Annotated in this window: 22 protein-coding genes and 1 pseudogene; 15 read left to right on the top strand and 8 right to left on the bottom strand. The window is 70.8% G+C overall.

Annotated elements, in window-relative coordinates; translation table 11 throughout:
• Positions 1–333 precede the first annotated feature (333 nt).
• The 7 genes and pseudogenes from EDF23_RS13120 (at position 334) to EDF23_RS13090 (ending at position 7,579) form a co-directional block, all read left to right on the top strand.
• Positions 334–1,671 (top strand): enolase C-terminal domain-like protein, encoded by a 1,338-nt coding sequence (locus EDF23_RS13120; protein ID WP_131921891.1) that lies wholly within the window; start codon positions 334–336, stop codon positions 1,669–1,671.
• A gap of 47 nt (positions 1,672–1,718) precedes the next feature.
• Complete coding sequence (locus EDF23_RS13115; protein WP_235035775.1) at positions 1,719–2,957, top strand: sugar ABC transporter substrate-binding protein; 1,239 nt, start codon at positions 1,719–1,721, stop codon at positions 2,955–2,957.
• 107 nt (positions 2,958–3,064) lie between these two features.
• Complete coding sequence (locus EDF23_RS13110) at positions 3,065–4,042, top strand: sugar ABC transporter permease (protein WP_123936828.1); 978 nt, start codon at positions 3,065–3,067, stop codon at positions 4,040–4,042.
• A complete protein-coding gene (locus tag EDF23_RS13105; RefSeq protein WP_131921890.1) occupies positions 4,035–4,952 on the top strand; it encodes a carbohydrate ABC transporter permease in 918 nt (305 codons plus the stop codon). Before EDF23_RS13110 ends, EDF23_RS13105 begins: the two co-directional genes overlap by 8 nt.
• A 34-nt stretch (positions 4,953–4,986) precedes the next feature.
• Positions 4,987–6,312: pseudogene (locus tag EDF23_RS13100) on the top strand (alpha-L-fucosidase).
• A complete protein-coding gene (locus EDF23_RS13095) occupies positions 6,312–6,632 on the top strand; it encodes an L-rhamnose mutarotase (RefSeq protein WP_131921889.1) in 321 nt (106 codons plus the stop codon). The pseudogene EDF23_RS13100 and the gene EDF23_RS13095 overlap by 1 nt, the downstream one beginning before the upstream one ends.
• A complete protein-coding gene (locus tag EDF23_RS13090; protein WP_131921888.1) occupies positions 6,629–7,579 on the top strand; it encodes an aldo/keto reductase in 951 nt (316 codons plus the stop codon). The genes EDF23_RS13095 and EDF23_RS13090 overlap by 4 nt, the downstream gene beginning before the upstream one ends.
• A gap of 91 nt (positions 7,580–7,670) precedes the next feature.
• Here EDF23_RS13090 and EDF23_RS13085 read toward each other — a convergent pair whose 3' ends face one another.
• The 6 genes from EDF23_RS13085 to EDF23_RS13060 form a co-directional block, all read right to left on the bottom strand.
• On the bottom strand, positions 7,671–7,949 hold the full coding sequence (locus EDF23_RS13085) for a GlsB/YeaQ/YmgE family stress response membrane protein (RefSeq protein WP_131921887.1): 279 nt from the start codon (positions 7,947–7,949) through the stop codon (positions 7,671–7,673).
• Between the two features lie 96 nt (positions 7,950–8,045).
• A complete protein-coding gene (locus tag EDF23_RS13080) occupies positions 8,046–8,723 on the bottom strand; it encodes a FadR/GntR family transcriptional regulator (protein WP_111086323.1) in 678 nt (225 codons plus the stop codon).
• 87 nt (positions 8,724–8,810) lie between these two features.
• The gene (locus tag EDF23_RS13075; protein ID WP_131921886.1) at positions 8,811–9,638 is read right to left on the bottom strand and encodes an SDR family oxidoreductase; all 828 of its coding nucleotides are present in this window, start codon (positions 9,636–9,638) and stop codon (positions 8,811–8,813) included.
• A complete protein-coding gene (locus EDF23_RS13070; protein WP_131921885.1) occupies positions 9,638–10,507 on the bottom strand; it encodes a fumarylacetoacetate hydrolase family protein in 870 nt (289 codons plus the stop codon). The genes EDF23_RS13075 and EDF23_RS13070 overlap by 1 nt, the downstream gene beginning before the upstream one ends.
• Positions 10,508–10,549: 42 nt before the next feature.
• Positions 10,550–11,389: an amidohydrolase family protein gene (locus EDF23_RS13065; RefSeq protein ID WP_131921884.1), complete on the bottom strand. Its 840-nt coding sequence runs from the start codon at positions 11,387–11,389 to the stop codon at positions 10,550–10,552.
• Positions 11,390–11,783: 394 nt separating this feature from the next.
• Positions 11,784–12,059, bottom strand: a complete 276-nt coding sequence (locus tag EDF23_RS13060; protein WP_123340820.1) for a glutaredoxin domain-containing protein — start codon at positions 12,057–12,059, stop codon at positions 11,784–11,786.
• A gap of 49 nt (positions 12,060–12,108) precedes the next feature.
• Here EDF23_RS13060 and EDF23_RS13055 point away from each other — a divergent pair, with 49 nt between their 5' ends.
• The 7 genes from EDF23_RS13055 to EDF23_RS13025 all read left to right on the top strand — a co-directional run bounded on the left by EDF23_RS13055 (position 12,109) and on the right by EDF23_RS13025 (position 19,268).
• Entirely contained in the window at positions 12,109–13,797 is a 1,689-nt protein-coding gene (locus EDF23_RS13055) for an adenosylhomocysteinase (protein ID WP_165901126.1), read from the top strand.
• 92 nt (positions 13,798–13,889) lie between these two features.
• Entirely contained in the window at positions 13,890–15,230 is a 1,341-nt protein-coding gene (locus tag EDF23_RS13050; RefSeq protein ID WP_243648926.1) for an amidohydrolase family protein, read from the top strand.
• Positions 15,227–15,724, top strand: a complete 498-nt coding sequence (locus EDF23_RS13045; protein WP_235035774.1) for a cupin domain-containing protein — start codon at positions 15,227–15,229, stop codon at positions 15,722–15,724. The genes EDF23_RS13050 and EDF23_RS13045 overlap by 4 nt, the downstream gene beginning before the upstream one ends.
• A 25-nt stretch (positions 15,725–15,749) precedes the next feature.
• A complete protein-coding gene (locus EDF23_RS13040; RefSeq protein ID WP_131921882.1) occupies positions 15,750–16,547 on the top strand; it encodes a DUF3800 domain-containing protein in 798 nt (265 codons plus the stop codon).
• Between the two features lie 243 nt (positions 16,548–16,790).
• Positions 16,791–17,612 carry an ABC transporter substrate-binding protein gene (locus tag EDF23_RS13035; protein WP_131921881.1) on the top strand — a complete coding sequence of 274 codons (822 nt, stop codon included), beginning with the start codon at positions 16,791–16,793 and terminating at the stop codon, positions 17,610–17,612.
• A 4-nt stretch (positions 17,613–17,616) separates the two neighbouring features.
• On the top strand, positions 17,617–18,495 hold the full coding sequence (locus EDF23_RS13030; protein WP_131877411.1) for an amino acid ABC transporter permease: 879 nt from the start codon (positions 17,617–17,619) through the stop codon (positions 18,493–18,495).
• A complete protein-coding gene (locus EDF23_RS13025; RefSeq protein WP_123936818.1) occupies positions 18,492–19,268 on the top strand; it encodes an amino acid ABC transporter ATP-binding protein in 777 nt (258 codons plus the stop codon). Before EDF23_RS13030 ends, EDF23_RS13025 begins: the two co-directional genes overlap by 4 nt.
• Positions 19,269–19,283: 15 nt before the next feature.
• Here the strand turns inward: EDF23_RS13025 and EDF23_RS13020 are convergent, their stop codons facing one another.
• On the bottom strand, positions 19,284–20,726 hold the full coding sequence (locus tag EDF23_RS13020; RefSeq protein WP_123936817.1) for a DHA2 family efflux MFS transporter permease subunit: 1,443 nt from the start codon (positions 20,724–20,726) through the stop codon (positions 19,284–19,286).
• A gap of 76 nt (positions 20,727–20,802) precedes the next feature.
• Between EDF23_RS13020 and EDF23_RS13015 the strand changes: the two genes are divergently transcribed.
• Positions 20,803–21,462, top strand: coding sequence for a TetR/AcrR family transcriptional regulator (locus EDF23_RS13015; protein WP_134195304.1), 660 nt, complete (start codon positions 20,803–20,805; stop codon positions 21,460–21,462).
• On the opposite strand, the gene EDF23_RS13010 is transcribed toward EDF23_RS13015, so the two are convergent.
• Positions 21,459–22,424 carry an NAD(P)H-quinone oxidoreductase gene (locus EDF23_RS13010; protein ID WP_131921880.1) on the bottom strand — a complete coding sequence of 322 codons (966 nt, stop codon included), beginning with the start codon at positions 22,422–22,424 and terminating at the stop codon, positions 21,459–21,461. The two genes, EDF23_RS13015 and EDF23_RS13010, sit on opposite strands and share 4 nt — an antisense overlap.
• Positions 22,425–22,510: the final 86 nt, after the last annotated feature.

Here is a 22,510-nt window from a genome sequence, read left to right as displayed (position 1 = left end):
CGCGACCACGGACGGGAGGCGCGGCGCGGGTCCGACCCGCACCGCGCCTCCCGTCCGTGGTCCGGTCGCAAGCCCCGCAGAAGCGACAGATGCGCGCGCTCCACTGTCGACAGTGCCGCGAGAGCGACAGATATCCGCGAACAGTTGGCGGGGATCTGTCGCTTTCGCGGATCGGCCACGCCGCCGCAATCCACGCCGACGCGACGCGCAGCCATCCGACGACTCGGCCCCGTTCGAGACCAGAACGTGACGAAGAGTTCTCTTGACGCGCGAGACATCCGATGTTTTGATTGCCTCGTTCGGTCGACGGAGACCGGACGGCAGGAGACACGAATGAGCCGCATCACCGGTCTGCACGTGCGCGACATCCGCTTCCCGACCTCTCGGGAGCACGACGGATCCGACGCCATGAACCCCGCGCCCGACTACTCCGCCGCGTACGTCGAGATCACGACCGACGCCCTGGACGGACACGTCGGCACCGGCTTCGTCTTCACGATCGGCCGCGGCAACGAGGTGCAGGAAGCCGCGATCGCCGCCCTGCGCGGGCACGTCGTCGGCGCCGACGCCGAAGCGGTCCTCGCCGACATGGGCGGCACCTGGCGCGCCATGGTCCACGACTCGCAGCTGCGCTGGCTCGGCCCGGAGAAGGGCGTCATGCACATGGCGATCGGCGCCGTGGTGAACGCGCTCTGGGACCTCCGGGCGAAGCGCGCGGGACAGCCGCTGTGGGCGCTGCTGGCGGACCTGAGCCCCGAGGAACTCGTCGACCTGGTGGACTTCCGGTACCTCACCGACGCGATCACCCCGGACGAGGCGCTCGAGCTGTTCCGGGCCGCCGAACCGCACCGTGCGACCCGTCGGGCTCGGCTCGAAGCGCAGGGCTACCAGGCGTACACGACGACCCCGGGCTGGCTCGGCTACGACGACGAGAAGCTCGCCCGGCTCTGCCGCGAGGCCGTCGACGAGGGCTTCGAGCAGATCAAGCTCAAGGTCGGCGGCGACCTCGACGAGGACGTCCGCCGGATGGGCATCGCCCGCGCCACGGTCGGCCCCGACATCCGGATCGCGGTCGACGCCAACCAGCGGTGGGACGTCGACGAGGCCGTCACCTGGATCGAACGGCTGAGCCCGTTCGGCCTCGCCTGGGTCGAGGAACCCACGAGCCCCGACGACGTCCTCGGGCACGCCGAGATCGCCCGACGCATCGCCCCGATCCCGGTCGCGACCGGCGAGCACATGGCCAACCGGGTGATCGCGAAGCAGCTCATCCAGGCCGGGTCGATGTCGGTGCTGCAGATCGACGCCACCCGGGTCGCGGGGGTCAACGAGAACCTCGCGATCCTGCTGCTCGCCGCGAAGCACGGCGTCCGGGTGTGCCCGCACGCCGGCGGGGTCGGCCTGTGCGAGGCGGTGCAGCACCTGTCGATGTTCGACGCCGTCGCGCTGACCGGCGACCTCGACACCCGCTGCATCGAGTTCGTCGACCACCTGCACGAGCACTTCGTGACCCCGGTGGACGTCCACGACGGCCGCTACTGGCCGCCGACCGCTCCGGGAGCCGGCACCGAGATGCTCGCCGACTCCCTCGACGCCTACGCGTTCCCGGACGGCCCGGCCTGGGCCGTCGTCGACACCGAGACGGTCCCCGACGCGGTCCGCGTCGCCTGATCCCACCACCCCACACACCCCATCACCACGACGAAGTGGAGACTCCGATGCAACGACGACGCATCATCACCGGGCTCGCGGCAGCAGCTGCCGCGGCCCTCGTGCTCACCGGCTGTTCCTCCGGCAGCAGTGCCGGTGGAAGCCAGTCGAAGGACGCCCTGACCTGGTCCATGTGGATCGCCGGGAAGGAGGACAAGGCCGCCTGGCAGAAGGTCGCCGACACCGTGAAGAGCGAGGACGACATCACCCTGACGATCCAGGGCGCGCCGTTCGAGAACTACTTCACGAAGCTCAGCACGCAGTTGAGTGCAGGCGGCGCCCAGTGCGTCGTGAGCATGCAGTCGCTCCGCACCGCGAACTACACGTCGTCGCTGCTGCCGCTCGACGACCTCGCGAAGCAGGACGGCACCGACCTGTCCGCGTTCGACAGCACCGCCCTCGACGGCATGAAGGTCGACGGGAAGCTCTACGGCCTGCCCTACGACACCGGGCCCATCATGATGTTCTACAACAAGGACGTCTTCACGAAGGCCGGCGTGGCCGAGCCGAAGCCGGGATGGACCGTCGACGACTTCGAGGCGGCGGGCGCCGCGCTCAAGGCGAAGGGCGTCACCATGTTCGGTTCGACGGTGGGCGACCTCAACCTCGAGTCGATGGTCTACGGCTACAACGGTGGCCGGGTGATCACGTCCGACGGCGAGCTCGACGCGTCGAACGCGAAGTTCGCGGACGGCCTCGACTGGCTCTCGACACTGGTGGAGAAGGGCTACGCGACGCAGGCGTCGTCGGACGCGTCGACGCCGGGCAACGACTTCGCCGCCGGCAAGGTCGCGATGTACACCGACGGTCCGTGGTCGCTCATCAGCCAGAAGGCCAAGGTGAAGTTCGACCTCGGGGTCACGACGCTCCCCGCGGGGACGTCCGGTCCGTCGACCTTCGCCGCCGGCTCCGGCTTCGGTGTCTCGAAGCAGTGCAAGTACCCGGAGCAGGCGTTCAAGGCCGTCCAGACGATGACCAGCGAGAAGGTCCTGACCTCGCTCGCCGAAGCGGGACGAGCCTTCCCCGGCCGTACCGCTGCCCAGTCGGCGTGGTACTCGAGCGCCGGCATCGACGGCGCCGAGGCCGCGCTCAAGGCAGGGCTCGCGAAGTCCTCGCCGCTCCTCGGGAACAAGCAGAGCGACCAGCTCTCCCAGCTGTTCACGCAGTACGCGCTGCAGGCGGTGAACGGGCAGACCTCCGGCAAGGAGACGATGTCCTCCATCGCCGGCCAGCTCGGCACGCAGTGACCAGCTGAACCAGTGATCGGACGGGAGGCCCGTTGCGGCCCCGCCACGGGCCTCCCGTCCGATCCATCCCCTGTTCAGGACCGCGCGAACGACGAGGAGGTCGTCGCATGACCACCATCCAGGACCCACCGGCCGAAGCGGCCGTCCCCGCGGTCGCGACCGCGATCGCGGTCGGAGCCGCCACCCCGCGGCGGAAGGACGGCGAGGACACGAGCGCACTCGGGCGCCGCTCCTGGTGGGGCGCCGCGTTCGCGGCACCGCACTCGATCGGACTCGTCGTCTTCACGGCGTTCCCGATCGTCGCCTCACTCGTCGTCAGCTTCATGAACTGGCCCATGCTCGGCGAGCGCAGCTGGGCCGGCATCGAGAACTACGCCCGGCTCTTCGCCGACCCGGTCTTCCGCACCGTCGCCCTCAACACGGCGCTGTTCGTGGTGCTCTACGTGCCGCTCAACCTCGTCGTGTCGCTCGGGCTCGCCGCATGGCTGACGCCGCGGATCGCCGGCCGGCACGTCTTCCGCGTCCTGTTCTTCATCCCGACCATCACGCCGATCGTCGCGAACGTCGTGGTGTGGCGGATGCTGTACCAGCCCGGGGGAGCGATCGACGCGTCACTGCAGTCCACCGTGGGCGTGCACGCGCCGAACTTCCTCGCCGACGAGCACTGGGCGATGCTCGCCATCGTCGCGATGAGCGTCTGGCAGGGCTTCGGCTACAACATGCTGATCTTCTCGGCGGCGCTCGACGCCGTGCCGGAGAACCAGATCGAGGCCTCGCAGCTCGACGGCGCGAACGCCTGGCAGACCTTCTGGGCCATCAAGTTCCCGCTCATCTCGCCGTCGGTGTTCTTCGCGACGATGATGACGCTGATCACCTCGTTCCAGGTGTTCGTGCAGCCGTTCGTCCTCACCAAGGGCGGGCCGGGCACCGCGACGGAGACCCTCGTGCAGTACATCTACAACACCGGTTTCCAGAACCAGCAGCTCGGTCTGGCCTCGGCCGGCGCCTGGGTGCTGTTCGTCATCATCCTCGGGATCACGGCCGTCCAGTTCCTCGGGCAGAAGCGGTGGGTGCACTATGAGTGAAGCGGTCCGCGGGCACGTCGGTGCCACCACGTCGAACCGGACGGTCAACCCCCGTGCCGTCGCCAGGACGAAGTCCGCGCCACGACCGGGGCGGGTCCGGCACGCGATCGGGTACGCCCTGCTCTGCCTCGTCACGCTCCTGTTCGTCTCGCCGCTCATCTACATGGTCGCGACGAGCCTCAAGCCCGCCGACCAGGTGTTCACCACCCCGCCGACGCTCTGGGGTCGCTCGCTCGCGTGGGACAACTACATGCAGGCGTTCACCTACCTGCCGTTCGCCCGCTTCATCCTCAACGGCGTCTTCGTCGCGGCGGTCGGGACGGCGATCAACGTCGCCGTGGCCGTGCTCTCCGGGTACGCGTTCTCACGGTTGCGCTGGCGCGGCCGGAACACGGTGTTCCTGCTGTTCCTCGTCACGCTGATGATCCCGCAGGACGTCCTCGTCATCCCGATGTACGTGATGATGCAGGGCTTCGGCTGGGTCGACACGTTCCAGGCGCTCATCATCCCGTGGGCGTTCACGGCCCTCGGCGCGTTCCTGGTCCGGCAGTTCTTCCTGACCGTGCCGCAGGAACTCGACGACGCCGCCCGGGTCGACGGGGCCGGCGCGATCCGGACCTTCTTCTCGGTGATGATGCCGCTCGCCCGACCGACCATGGCCGTCCTCGCGGTGTTCTCGTTCATCTCGTACTGGAACTCGTTCCTCTGGCCCCTCGTCATCGTCAACGACGTCGAGGCCCGGGGCACCATCCCACTCGGCCTGCAGCAGTTCTTCGGCCAGCAGGGCTCCGAGTGGAACCTCGTGATGGCGGCGTCGGTGATCTCGATGCTGCCCACCGTGATCTTGCTCGTCCTGCTGCAGAAGCACCTCGTCAAGGGCATCGTCACCAGCGGCCTCGGCGGCCGGTGACGCCCCTCCCCCCTCTGAAAGGAACACTGGCCTCATGACCATCACCGCACCTGCAGAGCCGCAGACCGCGACCGACGCGAGCGGCCTGCCCGCCTGGTTCACCCACGACCGGTTCGGCATGTTCATCCACTGGGGGCTGTACGCCCTGCCGGCACGGCACGAGTGGGTGAAGAACCGCGAACGGATCACCGACGCCGACTACCAGAAGTACTTCGACCACTTCGACCCCGACCTGTTCGACGCCGCCGACTGGGCCCGCCGTGCTCGCGAAGCCGGCATGAAGTACGTCGTGCTCACCACGAAGCACCACGAGGGCTTCTGCCTCTGGGACAGCAAGCTCACCGACTACAAGTCCACGAACACCCCGTTCGGCCGTGACATCGTGCGCGAGTTCGTCGACGCCGTCCGGGCCGAGGGACTGCGGGTCGGCTTCTACCACTCGCTCATCGACTGGCACCACCCGGACTTCACCGTCGACGGCGTGCACCCGAGGCGCGACGACTCGCCCGAGGAGATCGAGGCGTTCAACCAGGGCCGCGACATGTCGCGCTACCGGGAGTACCTGCACGGGCAGGTCGAGGAGCTGCTCACCGACTACGGGTAGGTCGACTACCTGTTCTACGACTTCTCGTACCGGGACAACGACCACGAGGACATCTGGGGCGGCAAGGGTCGCGACGACTGGGGATCCTCGGAGCTGCTCGAACTGACCAGACGGCTCCAGCCCGGCATCATCGTCAACGACCGGCTCGACCTGCCGGGCGACATCGTCACCCCGGAGCAGTACCAGCCGGACAAGCCGATGGAGGTCGACGGCGCCCAGGTGCCGTGGGAGGCCTGCCAGACGCTCAACGGATCGTGGGGCTACGACCGCGACAACGTGAACCTCAAGCCCGTCGACCTGCTCGTCCGCATGCTCGTCGACGGCGTCTCGAACAACGGGAACATGCTGCTCAACATCGGCCCCACCGGCCGTGGCGAGTTCGACGGGGTCTCGCGCCAGACCCTCGACGGCATCGGGACGTGGATGCACCAGCACGCCCGTTCCGTCTACGGCGCCGGACCGTCGTCGTTCGTCGCACCGCGCAACAGCGTGTACACGCAGAACGGCAACCGCCTGTACCTGCACCTGTTCGCGTGGCCGTTCGAGCACGTGCACCTGCCCGACCTGGCCGGACGCGTCGCCTACGCCCAGCTGCTCAACGACGCGTCGGAGCTGCACTTCCGCGAGATCCCGCCGGGGACCCGCGCGCAGAACACCGGGCTCGGCGGGCAGCCCGCGGGGACGCTGACGCTCACGCTGCCGATCGTGCGACCCGACGTCGCCGTGCCGGTGGTCGAACTGTTCCTGCGCGACTGATGCAGCGCATCCTTTCGAGGACCCGGCTGCGCAGCGGGACGGAGGCGGAGTACGAGCGCGCGCACGCCGCCGTCCCGCCCGCGCTCGTCGACCGACTCCGGGCGGCCGGGGTGTCGAACTGGAGCATCTGGCGCGACGGCCAGGACCTTGTCCACCTCATCGAGGTGTCCGACTACCGGGCGATGCGACGCTCACTGGCGGACGACCCGGTCAACGCCGAGTGGCAGGAGACCATCAACCCGCTGCTCGAAGCCGACGACGACTACTCGGGGAACGACGACGGGATCCCGCTCGTCTGGACGCTGGAAGGACAGGGATGACCGACCTCGACCGCGGTCCGTTCTGGTTCGGCGGCGCCGGCATCGGGAACCTGCTGCGCCCGGTGTCCGACGACGACGCCCGTGCCACGGTCGACGCGGCGTGGGACGCCGGCGTGCGCGGGTTCGACACCGCGCCGCACTACGGCCTCGGGCTGTCGGAGCGGCGGCTCGGGGCGGCGCTCGCCGACCGTCCGCGCGATTCGTTCCTGGTGTCGACGAAGGTCGGGCGGCTGCTCGTCCCCGGGCGTGGCGACGGGGACGACCTGGCCTCCGGCGGGTTCGCGGTGCCGAACGACACCGTGCGGCAGTGGGACCCCTCACCGACGGGCGTCCGGCGGTCGTTGGATGAGTCGCTCGGGCGGCTCGGACTCGACCACGTCGACGTCGCGTACCTGCACGACCCCGATGTCTACTCGCTCGAGGACGGCCTGACGCAGGCGCTGCCGACGCTCGCCGAGCTGCGGGACGAAGGCGTGGTCCGGGCCGTCGGCGTCGGGTCGAACTCGGTCGAGGCCCTCGACGCCGCGGTGTCCACCGGGCTGTGCGACGTGGTCATGCTCGCGGGCCGGTACACGCTCCTGGAGCAGCCCGCGGCGGAGCTCGTCGCACGGTGCGCCTCGCTCGGTGTCGCGGTCGTCGCGGTCGGGGTCTACAACTCGGGACTGCTCGGGCAGGACCGGCCGGACGCCACCGCGACGTACGACTACGCCACGGCACCGGCGGCACTCGTCGCGCGGGCGAACGCGATCGCCGACGTCTGCGAGCGGCACGGGGTCACGCTGCCCGAGGCGGCGCTGGCGTTCCCGCGGCGTGCGACTGCGGTGGCCGCGATCGCCCTCGGCGTGCAGTCCGCCGCGCAGGTGCGCTCGAACGTCGAGCGGGCTGCGGCCGTCGTTCCGGAGACCCTGTGGGACGACCTCCGCGCGGCCGGCCTGCTCACCGCCTGAGCCCCGCACAACCAAAGTCACCCCGAACCGCACGGATGCGCGGTTCGGGGTGACTTTGGTTGTGCAGCGAGTCGTGCCCGCCGAGACCTGCCTAGCGGGTCTTGGCGCTGCGACCCGAGAAGCGGATGTAGACGATCAGCACGATGATGGCGCCGATGATCGAACCGATGATGCCGGCCGGCTGGAAGAAGCCGTCCATCGGGTCGTGGCGGAAGATCAGGAACCCGAGGAACCCGCCCACGAACGAGCCGATGATGCCCAGCAGGATGGTCATGGGGATCGAGATGTTCTGCTTGCCGGGGACGACGAGCCGGGCGATGGCGCCGGCGATGAGTCCGACGATGATCAAGCTGATGATGAGACCGAGCACGGTTTCCTCCTCGTGGGTGCGGTTGCCGCGGCATGGTTGCCGGAGTCAGGGCCGACGACCGACACAACACCCACCCACCTGCACCCGTTCTCGGTTTCAGTCGAGGGAGCGCCGCAACCAGCGCTCGACGCCCTCGACGTGCGACACCACGAGTGCCTGCACGAGCTGCGGATCCCGGCGTCGGATGGCGTCCACGATGGCGGCGTGCTCGTCGAGGGTGCGTTGCACAGAGCCGTTCTGCGTCAGCCCGCGCCAGACCCGCACCCGCACGGTCTTGCTCGACAGCGCGTCGAGCAGCCCGGACAGGTACTGGTTGCCGCCGATGCCCGCGATGGTCGAGTGGAACAGCAGGTCGTGCGCGACGAGGTCCTCGACGCCGGTGTCCTCACCGACGGACTGCATCAGCGTGGCGAGCTCGTCGATCTGCTGCTCCGAGGCCCGCGCGGTCGCCAGGACGGCGGACGCGGGCTCGAGGATGCGGCGGACCTCGAGCAGGTCGACGAGGGACCGGTCGTGGTGCATGTCGACGACGAACGACACGGCCTCGAGCAGGACACCGGGTTCGAGCGACGTCACGTAGGTTCCGTCGCCGCGGCGGACGTCGAGCACGCGGATGAGTTCGAGGGCCTTCACCGCCTCGCGCAGGCTGTTCCGCGACAGGCCGAGCGACTCGCTCAGTTCCTTCTCGGGCGGGAGGCGCTGCCCGGGTTGGAGCTCACCGCTCACGATCATCTGCTGGATGCGTGCGATCGCATCGTCGGTCAGCGACGCCACGTCACCACCTCCTGATCCCGGCCCGCTCGCGGACGCGAGCCGACAGGTCGACGATAGCCGGGCCTCCCGGTCGTCACGGCCGGACCATCAGGCGGGCCGCAGCCGGAGGGCCTGCATCCCGCCGTCGACGGCCAGGTCGACGCCCGTCGTGGACCGGGCGAGCGGGCTCGTCAGGTAGGCGACCGCCTCGGCGACCTCCTCCGCCTGGACGAGCCGACCGTGCGGCTGCCGGGCCTCGAGGGCAGCGCGCTCGGCGGCCGGGTCGCCCGCCGTGGACAGCAACCGCGCGACCCACGGGGTGTCGGCCGTGCCGGGGTTGACGGCGTTGACCCGGATGCCCTCGCGGATGTGGTCGGCGGCCATCGCGCGGGTCAGGGCGGCGATCGCACCCTTGGTCGCCGAGTACAGCGCCCGCTGGGGCAGCCCTGCGGTGGCGGCGATCGAGCAGGTGTTCACGATGCTCGCGTTGCCCGATGCCCGCAGGTGGGGGAGCGCAGCGCGCGACAGTCGCACGGCCCCGAGGACGTTGACCTCGTACACGCGGCGCCACTCGTCGTCGTCGTTGTCCTCGACCGTGCCCTGGGCGCCGATGCCGGCGTTGTTGACCAGGACGTCGAGGCCGCCGAGTTGCTCGACGGCGGTTGCGACGGCGGTGCGGACCGAGGCGTCGTCGCTGACGTCGCACGTGACCGAGAGGAACCCCTCGGCGGTCGACGGCTGTAGGTCGAGCACGGCGACCGTCGCACCGCGGTCCCGCAGGGCGGCGGCGATCGCCGCGCCGATGCCGGACGCGCCCCCGGTGACGATGGCCCGGACGCCGTCGTGGCTGCCGGCGCTGCCGGAGCCGGTTCCGCCGGCGCTGCTAGTGCGGCCGGCGCCGCCGCCGGTGCCGGCGCTGCCGGTTGCGTCCGCCATCAGGCTGCTCCGACCGTCTGGCGCTGCGAGCCGAGCCCGTCGGCGGTGAGCTCGACGACGTCGCCGGGCTGCAGGTAGGGCGCGTGTCCGGCCAGCGCGACGCCCGCCGGGGTCCCCGTGCTGATGACGTCGCCGGGGTACAGCACCATGAACTGCGACAGGTACCGGACGATCTCCACAGGACGGAAGATCATGTCGGCGGTGGTGCCGTCCTGCCGGACCTCGCCGTTGACGGTCAGCCGGAGCGTGAGTGCCGCGGGGTCGAGGCCGGCGGCGGTGAGCGACCCGGGCGTCACCAGCCACGGTCCGAGCGGGTTGAAGGTCTCGCAGGACTTCCCCTTGTCCCACTGCCCGCCGCGTTCGAGCTGGAACTCCCGCTCGGACACGTCGTTCGCGATGGCGTAGCCGGCGATGGAGGCCTCGGCGTCCGCATCGGTCTCGCAGTACCGGGCCGTGCGGCCGATGACGATCGCGAGCTCGATCTCCCAGTCGGTCTTCGTGCTGTTCCGGGGGATCAGGACCTCGTCGTCGGGGCCGATCACCGTCATCGGGTCCTTCATGAACACGATCGGTTCGGTGGGGATGTCGGCGCCGGTCTCGGCGGCGTGGTCGCGGTAGTTCAGGCCGATGCAGACGACCTTGCCGGGGCGGGCGATCGGTGCCCCGCGCCGCATGCCGTCGGCCCGGTCTCGCCCGATGATCGTCAGGTCGCCGGCGCTGCGGGCGTGGTCGACGCGGCCGACCGGGTCCGAGGCCAGGAAGGCCCCGCTGATGTCACTGGTGATCGAGCGGAGGTCGAAGACCTCGCCGTCGGTGTCGATGGCCACGGGGATCTCGCTCCCCGCCGGGCCGAGTCGTGCGAACTGCATCGTTCCTCGCTCTCCGGCTGCGCCAGTGCAGCCAGAAACATCCTATGTCTGCGTGGTCATCGGGACAAGGTAGATGCGCTCCGCGGTTCCGCCGAAGACGGCGTCGTGCTCGGTCGTCGACAGGTCGGCGAGTGCGTCCGTCGTCCGCTGCACGACCTCGGCGTACCCGGTCGCCAGGGTCGACACCGGCCAGTCCGAGCCGAACAGCGACCGCTCGGGGCCGAACTGCTCCACGACCGCGCGGACGTACCGGTCGACCGGGCGGTCGCGCCAGTCCGGTCCGGCCTCGGTGAGCAAGCCGGAGACCTTGCACGTGACGTTCGGGCGTGCAGCGAAGTCGGCCATCCGTCCGCGCCAGGCCGGGTCACCCGTGTCGATCGATGGTTTGCCGGCGTGGTCCAGCACGAACGATGCGTCGGGGACGGCGTCGACCAGGGCCAGCGCGGCCGAGTGCTCTCGGGCGCGGACGAGCAAGTCGAACACCAGGCCTGAACCGGCGAGGACTCGCACCCCGCGGGCGACGTCGGGGCGGCCGAGCCAGCCGGGGTCCGGTTCGTCCTGTGCCAGGTGCCGGATGCCGACGAGGCGATCACCGCCGGGGAGCGCACGGACGGCGGCGATCCGGTCCGCCACGTCCGGTGCGGTCAGGTCCACCCAGCCGACGACGCCCGCGACCGGTCGGGGCTGCTCGAGGAGCCAGGCCGTCTCGTCGGGATCGTGCACGGCCTGCACGACGATGGTCCGCGTCACGCCGGTGTCCTGCGTCGCTGCGCGGAGGTCCTCCACGTCGAACCGGCGGCGGATCGGGGCGACGGAGTCGTCCATCCAGGGGTACGGCCGGTCGGCGGGGTCCCAGAGGTGGTGGTGAGCGTCGATGATCACGCCCTCATGATGCCCGATTCATCCGATGTCCGCCCGGTTGCTCGGTGTGCTTGGTGCGAAAGCGACAGAAGTCGCCGTCATCTGCCGGTCGGTCCGCCAGAGCGACAGTGTGCCGCCGATGTTCGGCGGCACACTGTCGCTTTCGCGGAAGCGCAAAGCGTCACCCTCGCTCGACCACGCAGGTGGGCCCTGGACACGACCACGGCCGGGAGGCACGGTGCGGGTCGGGCGCGCACCGCGCCTCCTGGCCGGGTTGATCCCAGAGCATCCTGCGAAGGCGACAGATCTCGTCCCGTCGCACGGTCGGTGCCGCCAGCGCGACAGACTGCCGCCGATGTTCGGCGACAGACTGTCGCTTTCGCGGAAGCGGCCGGCCGGCCGAGCCGCCCGCAGCTCAGACGGCGCCGGAGGCCTCGAGCTCGGCGCGCAGCTCGGCGTCCGACGGCTCGACGAAGTGCTTGCCGTTCGGCAGCACCACGACGGGGATGTTCTTCCGCCCGCTGATCGCCTCGGCACGGTCGGCCGCCGACAGGTCCTGCTCGACGTCGACGTACTCGTAGTCGACGCCGAGGGTGTCGAGCAGCGCCTTGGACCGGCGGCAGTCGCGGCACCAGTCCGCACCGAACATCGTCACCTTGTCGAACACTTCGGTCGTGGATGCATCGCTCATGCCCAGAGAGTACGTCGGCGGACCCCCGCGCATTCCCTACGATTGGGGCATGCCGCCAGGACCCGACCCCGAGACGCGATCCTGGGCGTCGGCGGCCGTCCGGCGCTTCGCCGCGGTCACGAACCTGCTCGTCGCGGCCCGTCGGTTCCGCATCGTCGGTGGCGACCTCCGCGACGCGTCGGCGCTGCACGGCCTGCTGACCGGCCTCGGTGCGCGCCCGGCCGCGGAGCACGAACCGATCGACCAGCTCTGGTGCCTCGGTTCCCCCGAGGACTCCACCCCCGTCATCGAGCGCGAGGCCGACCGCCCCCGCGGCGCCACGCTCATCGTGATCGACGCCGGCCGGCACCTGCCCGCGGTCGACGAGGACGCCTTCGGCCCCGTCGTCACCGCCCGCCCGGGCGTGCTCGGCGTCCCAATGCTCTCCGACGACGTCTTCCTGGTCTCCACCGGCCGCGACCCCGAGGACGACCCGGCCGCCGACGCCCGGCTGCGCTGGGCGCGACGCTCGATGCCCGTCTCGCGCGCGGTCGCCGCCGAACTCCGCGACGGTGGACTGCTCCGCGGCACCCGCATCGGCGTCGCGATGTTCCTCGAGCCGAAGACGGCGGTGCTGAGCCTGCTCCTCCGCGACGCCGGTGCGGAGGTCGTCGTCTACGCGCACGCCGACGAGACCGACGACGCCGTGGCCGCGTCGCTCCGGGCAGCTGGTCTCACGGTGCACGCGAGCAGCGCGGCCTCGCTGCCGGAGCAGAAGTCGCTCGCCCTCGCGATGCTCGACACCCGCCCGCACATCCTGCTCGACGACGGTTCCCACGTCATCCGGCTCGCCCACCAGGAGCGTCCGGACCTGCTGCCGACGATGCTCGGCGCGGCCGAGGAGACCACGAGCGGCCTCCGACCCCTGCGCGTGATGGCGTCGCGGGGCGAGCTCGGCATCCCCGTGGTCGCCGTCAACGACGCCCGCACCAAGACGTTCTTCGACAACCGGTACGGCACCGGGCAGTCGACGGTGTTCGCGATGCTCGACCTGGTCGACGGGCTCCCGTCCGGTACGCACCGAGCGATCTCGGGAGGCGCGGCGGTCGTCGCCGGGTTCGGGCACGTCGGCGAGGGGGTCGCGTTGGTGCTCACCGCCCTCGGTTTCCGGGTCACGGTCGCCGAGACCGACCCGGTGCGCGCCCTGCAGGCGCTGTTCGCCGGCCACGCCGTCGCGCCGCTCGCCGAGGCCGTGCAGGACGCCGACCTCGTGGTGAGCGCCACCGGGGTCGCCGACACCATCGACCTGCGCGTGCTGCGCTCGTGCGCGGACGGGGCCGTCGTCGCCGTCGCGGGTGGGGTCGACCACGAGGTCGCGCTCGACGACGCCCGCGCCGCCGGAGCCGGACTGCGGCCAGTGGGTCCGAAGGCCGAGCGCCTAGTGTTCCCCGACGCCGAGGGCGGACCGATCGTGCTCGACCGCGGCGGCTGCATCAACATCACCGCGGCCGAGGGCAACCCGATCGAGATCATGGACCTGTCCTTCGCCGCGCAGCTCGGGGCCGTCCGCATGCTGCTGGAGCGCGGCGACGAACTGGAGCGAGCCGTCGTGCCCATCGATCCCGCGGTCGACGACGCGACCGCCCGCGTGGCGCTCGCCGCGTTCGGAGCGCGCCCCGTTCCTCCCGGCCTTCCCGCCGAACACCCTGCGGACCGCGAGCCGGACGTCCGGACGCGTCGTTTCGGAGACCCCGCATGAGCGCCGTGCACCCGAGCGACGTGCACCCGATCGCCGCGCACCCGCGTGCCGACCACTCCGTCGTCGTGCACTCGGCGCGCGTCGTCGTGCCGATGACCGCGCCGCCGATCGCCGACGGCGCGGTCGCGGTGCAGGACGGCCGCATCCTGCACGTCGGCGACCGTTCCTGGGTCGTCGACCAGCTCGCCGGCTCGGGTGCGACGTTCACCGAACGGCAGTGGCGCGGAGCCCTCCTGCCGGGTCTCGTCAACGCGCACTCGCACCTGCAGTACACCGGCATGGCCAGTGTTGGCCGAGGTCAGTACGACGGTTTCGAGGACTGGGCGTCCGCGTTCAACCGGGACTACGCCGAACCGCACGACTGGCGGGCCGAAGCAGCCGCTGGCGCCGCCGCCTCGATCCGCGCGGGCGTGACGAGCATCGCGGACATCGTCACCGACATCGAGGCCTCCACCGCGCTCGAGGATGCCGGGCTCGGCGGCATCGCCTACTGGGAGGTGATGGACTGGGAGAACGACGCCTGGCAGTCGCACGGCCGCGACCAGGTGCTCGACGAACTCGCCCGGATCCCGACGAACCCCGGCGCCGGTCTGTCGCCGCATGCGCCGTACTCGCTCGAGGTCGCGCCCCTCCTCGAACTCCCCGACATCGTCCGGCAGCGTGGGCTCCGCCTGCACCTGCACCTCGGCGAGGCCGCCTTCGAAGGTGAGCGCATCGCCCTCGGACCGGTCCCCGGACTCGACGGCGTCGACGGCGTCGGCCACGGCAACGACTGGCACCTGGCGAACGTGCCCTCGTTCCGGGCGCTCCGGGCACTCGGGTTCGGGGCGAGCGCCACCGCGTTCGTCGACCGGCTCGGGGTGCTCGGCCCGGACTGCCACATCGCGCACGGCGTCTACATGACCGCTGCCGACCGGGCGCTCCTGCGCGCTCGCGGCACCGCAGTCGCACTGTGCCCGCGCTCGAACGCCGTCATCGGCCTCGATCCGCCACCGGTCGCCGACTACCTGCGCGAGGGCAGCCCGATCGCCATCGGCACCGACTCGCTGTCGTCGTCACCGTCCCTCGACCTGATGGCCGACGTCACGGCGTTGCACCGGATCGCCCGTGCTCAGGGGTACGGCCACCGCGACCTGCACGAGCGGCTCCTGGCGGCGGCGACCCTCGGCGGTGCGCACGCCATGGGACTCGCCGTCGGCCCGGACCGCATCGGCCACCTCGCAGTGGGGGCCCGCGCCGACCTGGCCGTCTTCGACGTCGACGCCCGGACCGTGCCCGACGCACTCGCCGAACTCGTCGAGGACGGAGCCGGGCGTGCGTCCGCGACCGTCATCCGCGGGGTCGTCCGCGCCGTCGACGGGGCACTGACCGGCGTGCCCACGTCGTCGCCCGACCGCCCTGCCCGCCCTGTCATCCCTGTGGAGGAATCATGACCGAGACCGCACCCCGCCCCGGCATGGCCGCCCGTCGCACCGTCGACGGCGAACTGATCGAGTGGCTCGACGTGCCGAAGCGCGCCATCGCCCTCGGCATGGAGCCGCACCCCGAAGGTGGTTGGTACGTCCGCACCTGGACCTCGCCGGCCACGGTGACGACGCCCGCGGGGGACCGCCCCGCCGCGACCCTGATCCACTTCCTGCTGCCCCCGGGCGAGGCCTCGGCCTGGCACCGGGTGACGAGCGACGAGATCTGGATGTGGCACGGTCCGGACACCGTCGAGCTCGAACTCGGCGGCTCCGGCGATGCTCCCGAGCCCGGTGCGCGGATCACCCTCGGGCCCGACGCCGGACGTGACCGGGTGAACGACGCACAGGCGTTCGTGCGCGGCGGCGTGTGGCAGCGGACGATCCCGAACGACGGCGAGGTGCTGCTGAGCTGCCTGGTGTCGCCGGGCTTCTCGTTCGAGGACTTCACGATGGCCGACTGACGTACCACATTGGTATGTTGGTCGGATGGAATCCGGTCGCGTTCCCGCCCTCGCCCGTGCGGCGCTCGACGCTCCGTTCGAGTTCGAGTTCGCGTACGTGGACGAGACCGGTGACAAGGGGGATCCGGCTGTGTCCCCGGGCGCGACGCGCACCTGCACGCTGGGATGCGTGCTCGTCCCTGGCGGTGACTGGACCGATCGTCTCGACTGGCTGACGGGGGTCCGTCGCGAGATCCGGGACACGTACGGCATCCTCCTCCGCCATGAGCTCAAGGCGAACGTGCTCCTGCGCGGGCGAGGGGACCTCCGCCACCTCGGGCTCGGTGGCGGCCAGCGTCGCGACGTGTTCCGCAGATCGCTCGGTGCGCTGAGCGTCGTGGCCTCCGGGGTCTTCGCCATCGTCATCGACAAGGAAGCCCGGCCGATGGACTACCGGCCCGAGGACCGGGCTTGGACCTACCTGCTCCAGCGTCTCCGGATCCGGTCCGAGCAATCCGGCAAGCCGATCATCCTCGTGCACGACGCGGGCGACGACGCGACGGTCCGCGCGATCCACCGGCGCTTCCGGCGGCACAGCTTCGCACCAGGGGGTTCTCGCGTCAGCGCGCCGCTGCTCGTCGAGGATCCGGTCCCTCGTGACTCGGCGTCGTCCTACTTCGTCCAGGCGGCCGACCTGGTCGCGTACGCGGGGTTCCGGCGGTTCCAGGCACCCGGCGCGAAGAGCGGCAGCGTCTGCGACGAGACGATGTGGGACGAGCTGCGGCCCGTCTGGCGCACCGAGGTGACGAACGCTCGGCGCGACGCCATCGTCGTCTGGCCGTGATCGCGTTCGGGAGCGTTCCGAGAACAGAAAGGGGGCGCCCCGTGCTGGGACGCCCCTTGATCTCAGACCTCAGCCGAGCATGCGCTCGGTTCAGCCCGCGTCGCCAGATTACCAGCCAGACGTCGACCCGTCGACTGGTGTGTGACACGAGACCGGGTCACGAGGAGCGCCCGGAGTCGCGTTGGTATCCCACCGCGAAGTACACTTCGACCTGCCCCCACCCCCTCGCACGAAGGCCCGACCGTGACCCGATCCCTCCGCCTCACCCTCGCCGTCGCAACAGCCGCGGTCGCCGCCCTCGCCCTGACGTCGTGCGCCGCCGGCAGCGGCAGCAACGAAGACGGCACCGTCACCGACGGCAAGCTGACGGTCGCCACCGGTGAGCCGGCGTACTCGCCGTGGATCGAGGACAACAAGCCGGAGTCCGGCAAGGGCTTCGAGTCCGCCGTCGCCTACGCGGTCGCGAAGGAGATGGGCTACAGCAAGTCCGACGTCGTGTGGAAGCGCAGCACCTTCGACAGTGCGATCGCACCGGGCCCGAAGGACTGGGACCTCAACGTCCAGCAGTTCTCGATCGACGCGAAGCGCAAGAAGGCCGTCGACATGTCGAGCGCGTACTACACGACCACGCAGGCCGTGGTGACGACCAGCACCTCGAAGGCCGTCGACGACACGAGCATCGCCGCGCTCAAGAAGGACGCCATCGGCGTCGCCACCGGGTCCACGTCGATCGCGAGCGTGAAGAGCGTGCTCGGGATCACCCCGCAGGTCTTCAACTCGAACGACGACGCCGTCCTCGCACTGAAGTCGGGCCAGATCGACGCGATCGTCACCGACCTGCCGACGGCGTTCTACATGGCCGCAGCGCAGCTCGACGACGGCACGGTGTCGGCGCAGTTCCCGTCCGACGGCACGGGCGACCAGTTCGGTTTCGTCCTGCCGAAGGGCTCGGAGCTCACGAGCAAGGTCGACAAGGCGCTCAAGTCGCTGACGGACGACGGCACGCTCGAGGACCTGCAGACCAAGTGGCTCTCCTCGGAGACCAACACCCCGGTCCTGAAGTAACCGCATGACCGTGCCAGCAGGCGCCGGGACCCCGGTCGCCGCAGCCGCGCCGAGCCAGGTCGAGCTCGAACGTCGGCTCTACCGCCGCCAGCGCGGACGCCGGTCGATCGTGGTGTCGGTGGTGTCGACGCTCGTGGTGATCGCGATCGCCTACTTCGGTGTCGTGAACACCCCCGGCTGGGCAGCGGTCCAGCAGTCGTTCTTCGACCCGCAGACCGCGATCGACACGTTCCCGGACATCCTGCTGGGCCTCTGGCTGAACGTCCGGATCCTGTTCTTCAGCGCCATCGGCGTCGCCGTGTTCGGCACCCTGCTCGCAGTGGTGCGGGGCCTGCGGAACCCGGTCTTCTTCCCGCTGCGGATGCTCGCGACCGGCTACACGGACCTGTTCCGCGGCCTGCCGCTCATCATCGTGCTGTACCTGGTCGGCTACGGGATCCCCGGCCTCGGGGTGTTCCCGCGGCTGCCCGCCGAGGTCTGGGGCACCATCGCGATCGTCCTGACGTACTCGTCGTACATCGCCGAGGTCCTGCGCGCCGGCATGGAGGCCGTGCACCCCTCGCAACGTCTGGCCGCCCGGTCGCTCGGGCTCTCGCACGCCAAGACCCTGCGGCTCGTGGTGCTGCCGCAGGCGATCCGCAAGGTCACGCCGGCACTGATGAACGACTTCGTCTCGATGCAGAAGGACGTCGGCCTGGTGTCGATCCTCGGCGCGGTCGATGCGGTCCGTTCGGCGCAGATCGCGCAGGCGGAGACCTACAACTTCACGCCGTACTTCGTCGCGGGGCTGCTGTTCGTGGTGATCAGCCTGCCGCTGATCCGCGTCACGGACGCGATCGCGCGCCGCCAGCAGCGGCGCGAGCAGATCGGAGGAACCGTATGAGCGAGGTCGGCCAGGAGGCCCGTGGTGCGTCGGGTGCGGACGCTGCGGTCCTCGAGCTGCGCGGGTTGCGCAAGGCCTTCGGCGAGCACGAGGTCCTGCGCGGCATCGACCTGACGCTGCACCGCCACGAGGTCATCTGCGTCATCGGGGCGTCCGGCTCGGGCAAGTCGACCCTGCTCAAGACGGTGAACCTGCTCGAGGGCATCGACGACGGCGAGATCCTGCTGCAGGGCACCGACATCGCCGATCCCCGCGTCGCGGTCGACGGTGTCCGTGCGCGGATCGGCGTGGTCTTCCAGCAGTTCAACCTGTTCCCGCACATGCGCGTGCTCGACAACGTGACACTCGCCTCACGGCAGGTGCACGGCGTCGGCCGGGCCGAGGCGGAGGCGACCGCGCGTCGGCTGCTCGAACGGATCGGGCTCGCGGAGTTCGCCGACGCCTACCCGGACCGGCTCTCCGGCGGCCAGCAGCAGCGTGTGGCCATCGTCCGGGCGATCGCGTCCGACCCCGAGCTCCTGCTGCTCGACGAGGTCACGAGCGCCCTCGACCCCCAGCTCGTCGGCGAGGTGCTCGACCTGGTCACCGAGCTGAAGCGGCAGGGGTCGACGATCCTGATGACCACGCACGAGATGCACTTCGCGCGGAACGTGGCCGACCGGATCGTGTTCCTGCACCGGGGCGAGGTCGTCGAGCAGGGCGTCCCCGCCGAGGTCCTCGACGCCCCGCAGCACCCGGCGCTGGTCGAGTTCCTCTCCCGCGTCCACGCCTAGGACCAGACCGGGCGCTTACGCGACGGGAGCCGGGACGGCGGGCGTGGGGCGCGCCTCCCGAGCATCATCGGCGACCACGTCGGGGACGTGGGATCCGCGACCCGCCGGCAGGAACACGGCGACGAGCGCCGAGGCTGCGACGACGGCCGCTCCGACCAGCACGGCGGGCTGTGCCGCGTCGACGTAGCCGGTGGGCGTGAGCTGGCCGCCGGCACCGGTGAACACGGCGGTGAGCACCGCGATGCCGAGTGCGACGCCGATCTCGCGCAGGGTGGAGTTCGCGCCGGAGGCCTTCGCGTGGTCGTCCTGCGGCATCCGCGCGAGCACGGCGGTCGAGATCGGCCCGAACACGGCGCCCATGCCGATGCCGGCGAGCAGGAAGCCGGGCAGGAGGCCGGTGAAGGTGACGTCGGCGGACATCGTGGCGGCGATCCAGAACAGTCCGGCGGACAGGAACGCCATGCCGCCGGCGATGAGCACCCGGGTGCCGACCCGTGGTGCGATGATCCCGGCGAGCGGCGCGACGATCATCGGTGCGAGCGTCCACGGCATCGTCCAGACGCCGGCCTCGAGCGGTGACCGGCCCTGCACCACCTGCAGGAACTGGATCAGGATGAAGACCGACCCGAACGCGCCGAACGAGAACGTCATGGCGACGAGGTTGGCGAGGGTGAAGCTGCGGTCGCGGAAGAACCGGAGCGGCAGGAGCGGTGCGGCCGTCGTGGCCTGGCGGACGACGAACGCGACGAGCAGTGCGCCGCCACCGATGAGGCCGACCAGCACCTCGGTGCTCGTCCAGCCCGCGTCGTTGCCGCGGACGATGCCGAACACGACGCCGAGCACCCCGAGACCCGCGAACACGACGCCGAGGACGTCGGTCCGGACCCGGGCGCCACGGGTGTTCGGCAGGGCGAACAGGGCGAGCGGGATCGCGATCACGCCGACGGGGACGTTGAGCCAGAAGATCGCCTCCCAGCTCCAGCTCTCGACGACGGCTCCGCCGATGAGCGGGCCGAGCGCGACGCCGAGGCCGGAGATGCCGCCCCAGACGCCGATGCCCACGGTCCGCAGGCGGTCCGGGACGCTGCCGACGAGCAGGGTCAGCGACAGGGGCATGATCGCCGCGGCGCCGGCCCCCTCGACCGCGCGCCAGACGATGAGGGCGGTCGGGTCGGTGCTCATCGCCGCGAAGGCCGACGAGACGGTGAAGACGCCGATGCCGGCGATGAACAGGTGGCGGCGGCCGATGCGGTCGCCGAGGCCGACGGCCAGCAGCATCAGGGCGGCGAAGGCGAGCGTGTAGGCGTTGGTGATCCACTGCAGCTCCTCGACCGAGGCGCCGAGGTCGGCGTGCACGGCGGGGAGTGCGCTGGTGACGACGAGGTTGTCGAGCGTCGCCATGAACATCGGGAGGGATGCGGCGGCGATCGCGAGCCACACGGGGATGCGTCGGGACATGGTGTCTCCAGTCGTTGGTAATCCGATGATTACTTGTCTCGACGGACTGTAGTAATCGACTGATAACATGTCAACCATGAGCACGGAGACAGCCGTCCGGATGCCGGCAGCGCAGCGTCGCGCGATGATCCTCGAAGCCGCACGCGGGGTGTTCGGCCGCCAGGGGTACCACGGCACCACCACCGACCAGATCGCCTCGGCGGCGGGCATCAGCCAGCCGTACGTCGTCCGGATGTTCGGGTCGAAGGAAGCGCTGTTCCTCGAGGTCTTCCGCGACACCCTCGGCATCCTGCTCGACGCCTGGCGCGAGACCCTGACGACCCTCGGCCCGGACGACGTGCCGGCGCACGTCATCGGTGAGCAGTTCGTCGACCTCGCTGCCGAGCAGGGCCTGCACACCGTGCTGCTGCAGGGGTTCGTCTCCGGTGCCGAGCCCGCGATCGGTGCGGCCGCACGCGACGGCTTCCTCGAGATCTACCGGTTCCTGCGGGACGAGGCGGGGATCCCGGACGACCAGGTGCAGGGCTTCCTCGGCAGCGGGATGATCTTCGCGATCATGCTCGCGATCGACATGCCCGCACGGTTCGACGAGGACCGCGACGCGGCGGACCTGCTCCGTGCGACGTTCGGCGCGAAGTGCGGGCAGGTACTCGACCTGGTGCGGCCGAGCGCGGCAGACCCGGGCGCAGCGCACCCGGGCGCAGGGCACCCGGGCGCAGCCCGCCCACGCGCCTAGAGCGTCAGCAGCACCTTCCCGACGACCTCGCCGTCGCGGACCTTCCGGTGCGCCTCTTCGACCTCGGCGAGCGGAAGGACAGTGTCGATGACCGGGCGGACGCTGCCGTCGGCGACGAAGGGCCAGACGTGCTCACGGACGGCGGCGACGATCGCGGCCTTCTCGGCGAGCGGCCGGGCGCGCAGGGTCGTCCCGCTGATCGACGCCCGCTTCCGCATCAGCGCACCGAGGTCGAGCTCGGCGGTGCTGCCGCTGCCCGAGGCGATGACGGCGATGTGCCCGTTGGGTGCGAGGGCCTGCAGGTTCCGCGCCAGGTACGACGGTCCGACGACGTCGAGCACCACGTCGACCCCGACGCCGTCCGTGAACGCGAGGACGCGCTCGACGAAGTCCTCGGTGCGGTGGTCGACCACCAGATCGGCACCCAGGTCACGCGACGCCTGGACCTTGCGGTCACCGCCGCTCGTCGCGATCACCGTGGCACCGAGGGCCTTCGCCCACAGGACGGCGTGCGAGCCCATGCCGCCGGTGCCACCGTGCACGAGCAGGGTCTGCCCGGGGCGGAGTCCGGCGAGCGTGCCGATGTTCGAGTACACGGTGCAGGCGGCTTCGGGCAGGCCGGCAGCCTCGACCAGGTCGACCGCGTCGGGGACCGGCAGCACCTGCGTCGCGGGAGCCACGACGAGCGAGGCGTAGCCGCCGCCGGACAGCAGGGCGCACACGCGGTCGCCGACGGCCACCGAGGTCACGCCGTCGCCGAGTGCCCGGACGGTGCCGGAGACCTCGAGCCCGAGGATCTCCGAGGCTCCGGGCGGCGGCGGGTAGTTCCCCGCGCGCTGCTGCAGGTCGGCGTTGTTCACCCCGGCGGCGGCGACCTCGATGAGCACCTCGCCCGCGGCGGGCACCGGGTCGGGCAGGTCGGTCACGGACATGGTGGTGTCGTCGAACGTGATGGCGCGCATGCCCTCGACGGTACGCCGGGCGGCCGGTCATCCTGTGAGTGCCGCATGTACGCTCGATGACGGATCTGCACCTCATCCGGGGGAGT

This window comes from Curtobacterium sp. PhB128 (genome assembly GCF_004340725.1).
Taxonomy (GTDB): domain Bacteria; phylum Actinomycetota; class Actinomycetes; order Actinomycetales; family Microbacteriaceae; genus Curtobacterium.
Note: the sequence above shows the minus strand (reverse complement) of the source record. Positions and strands in the feature narration are given on the sequence as shown.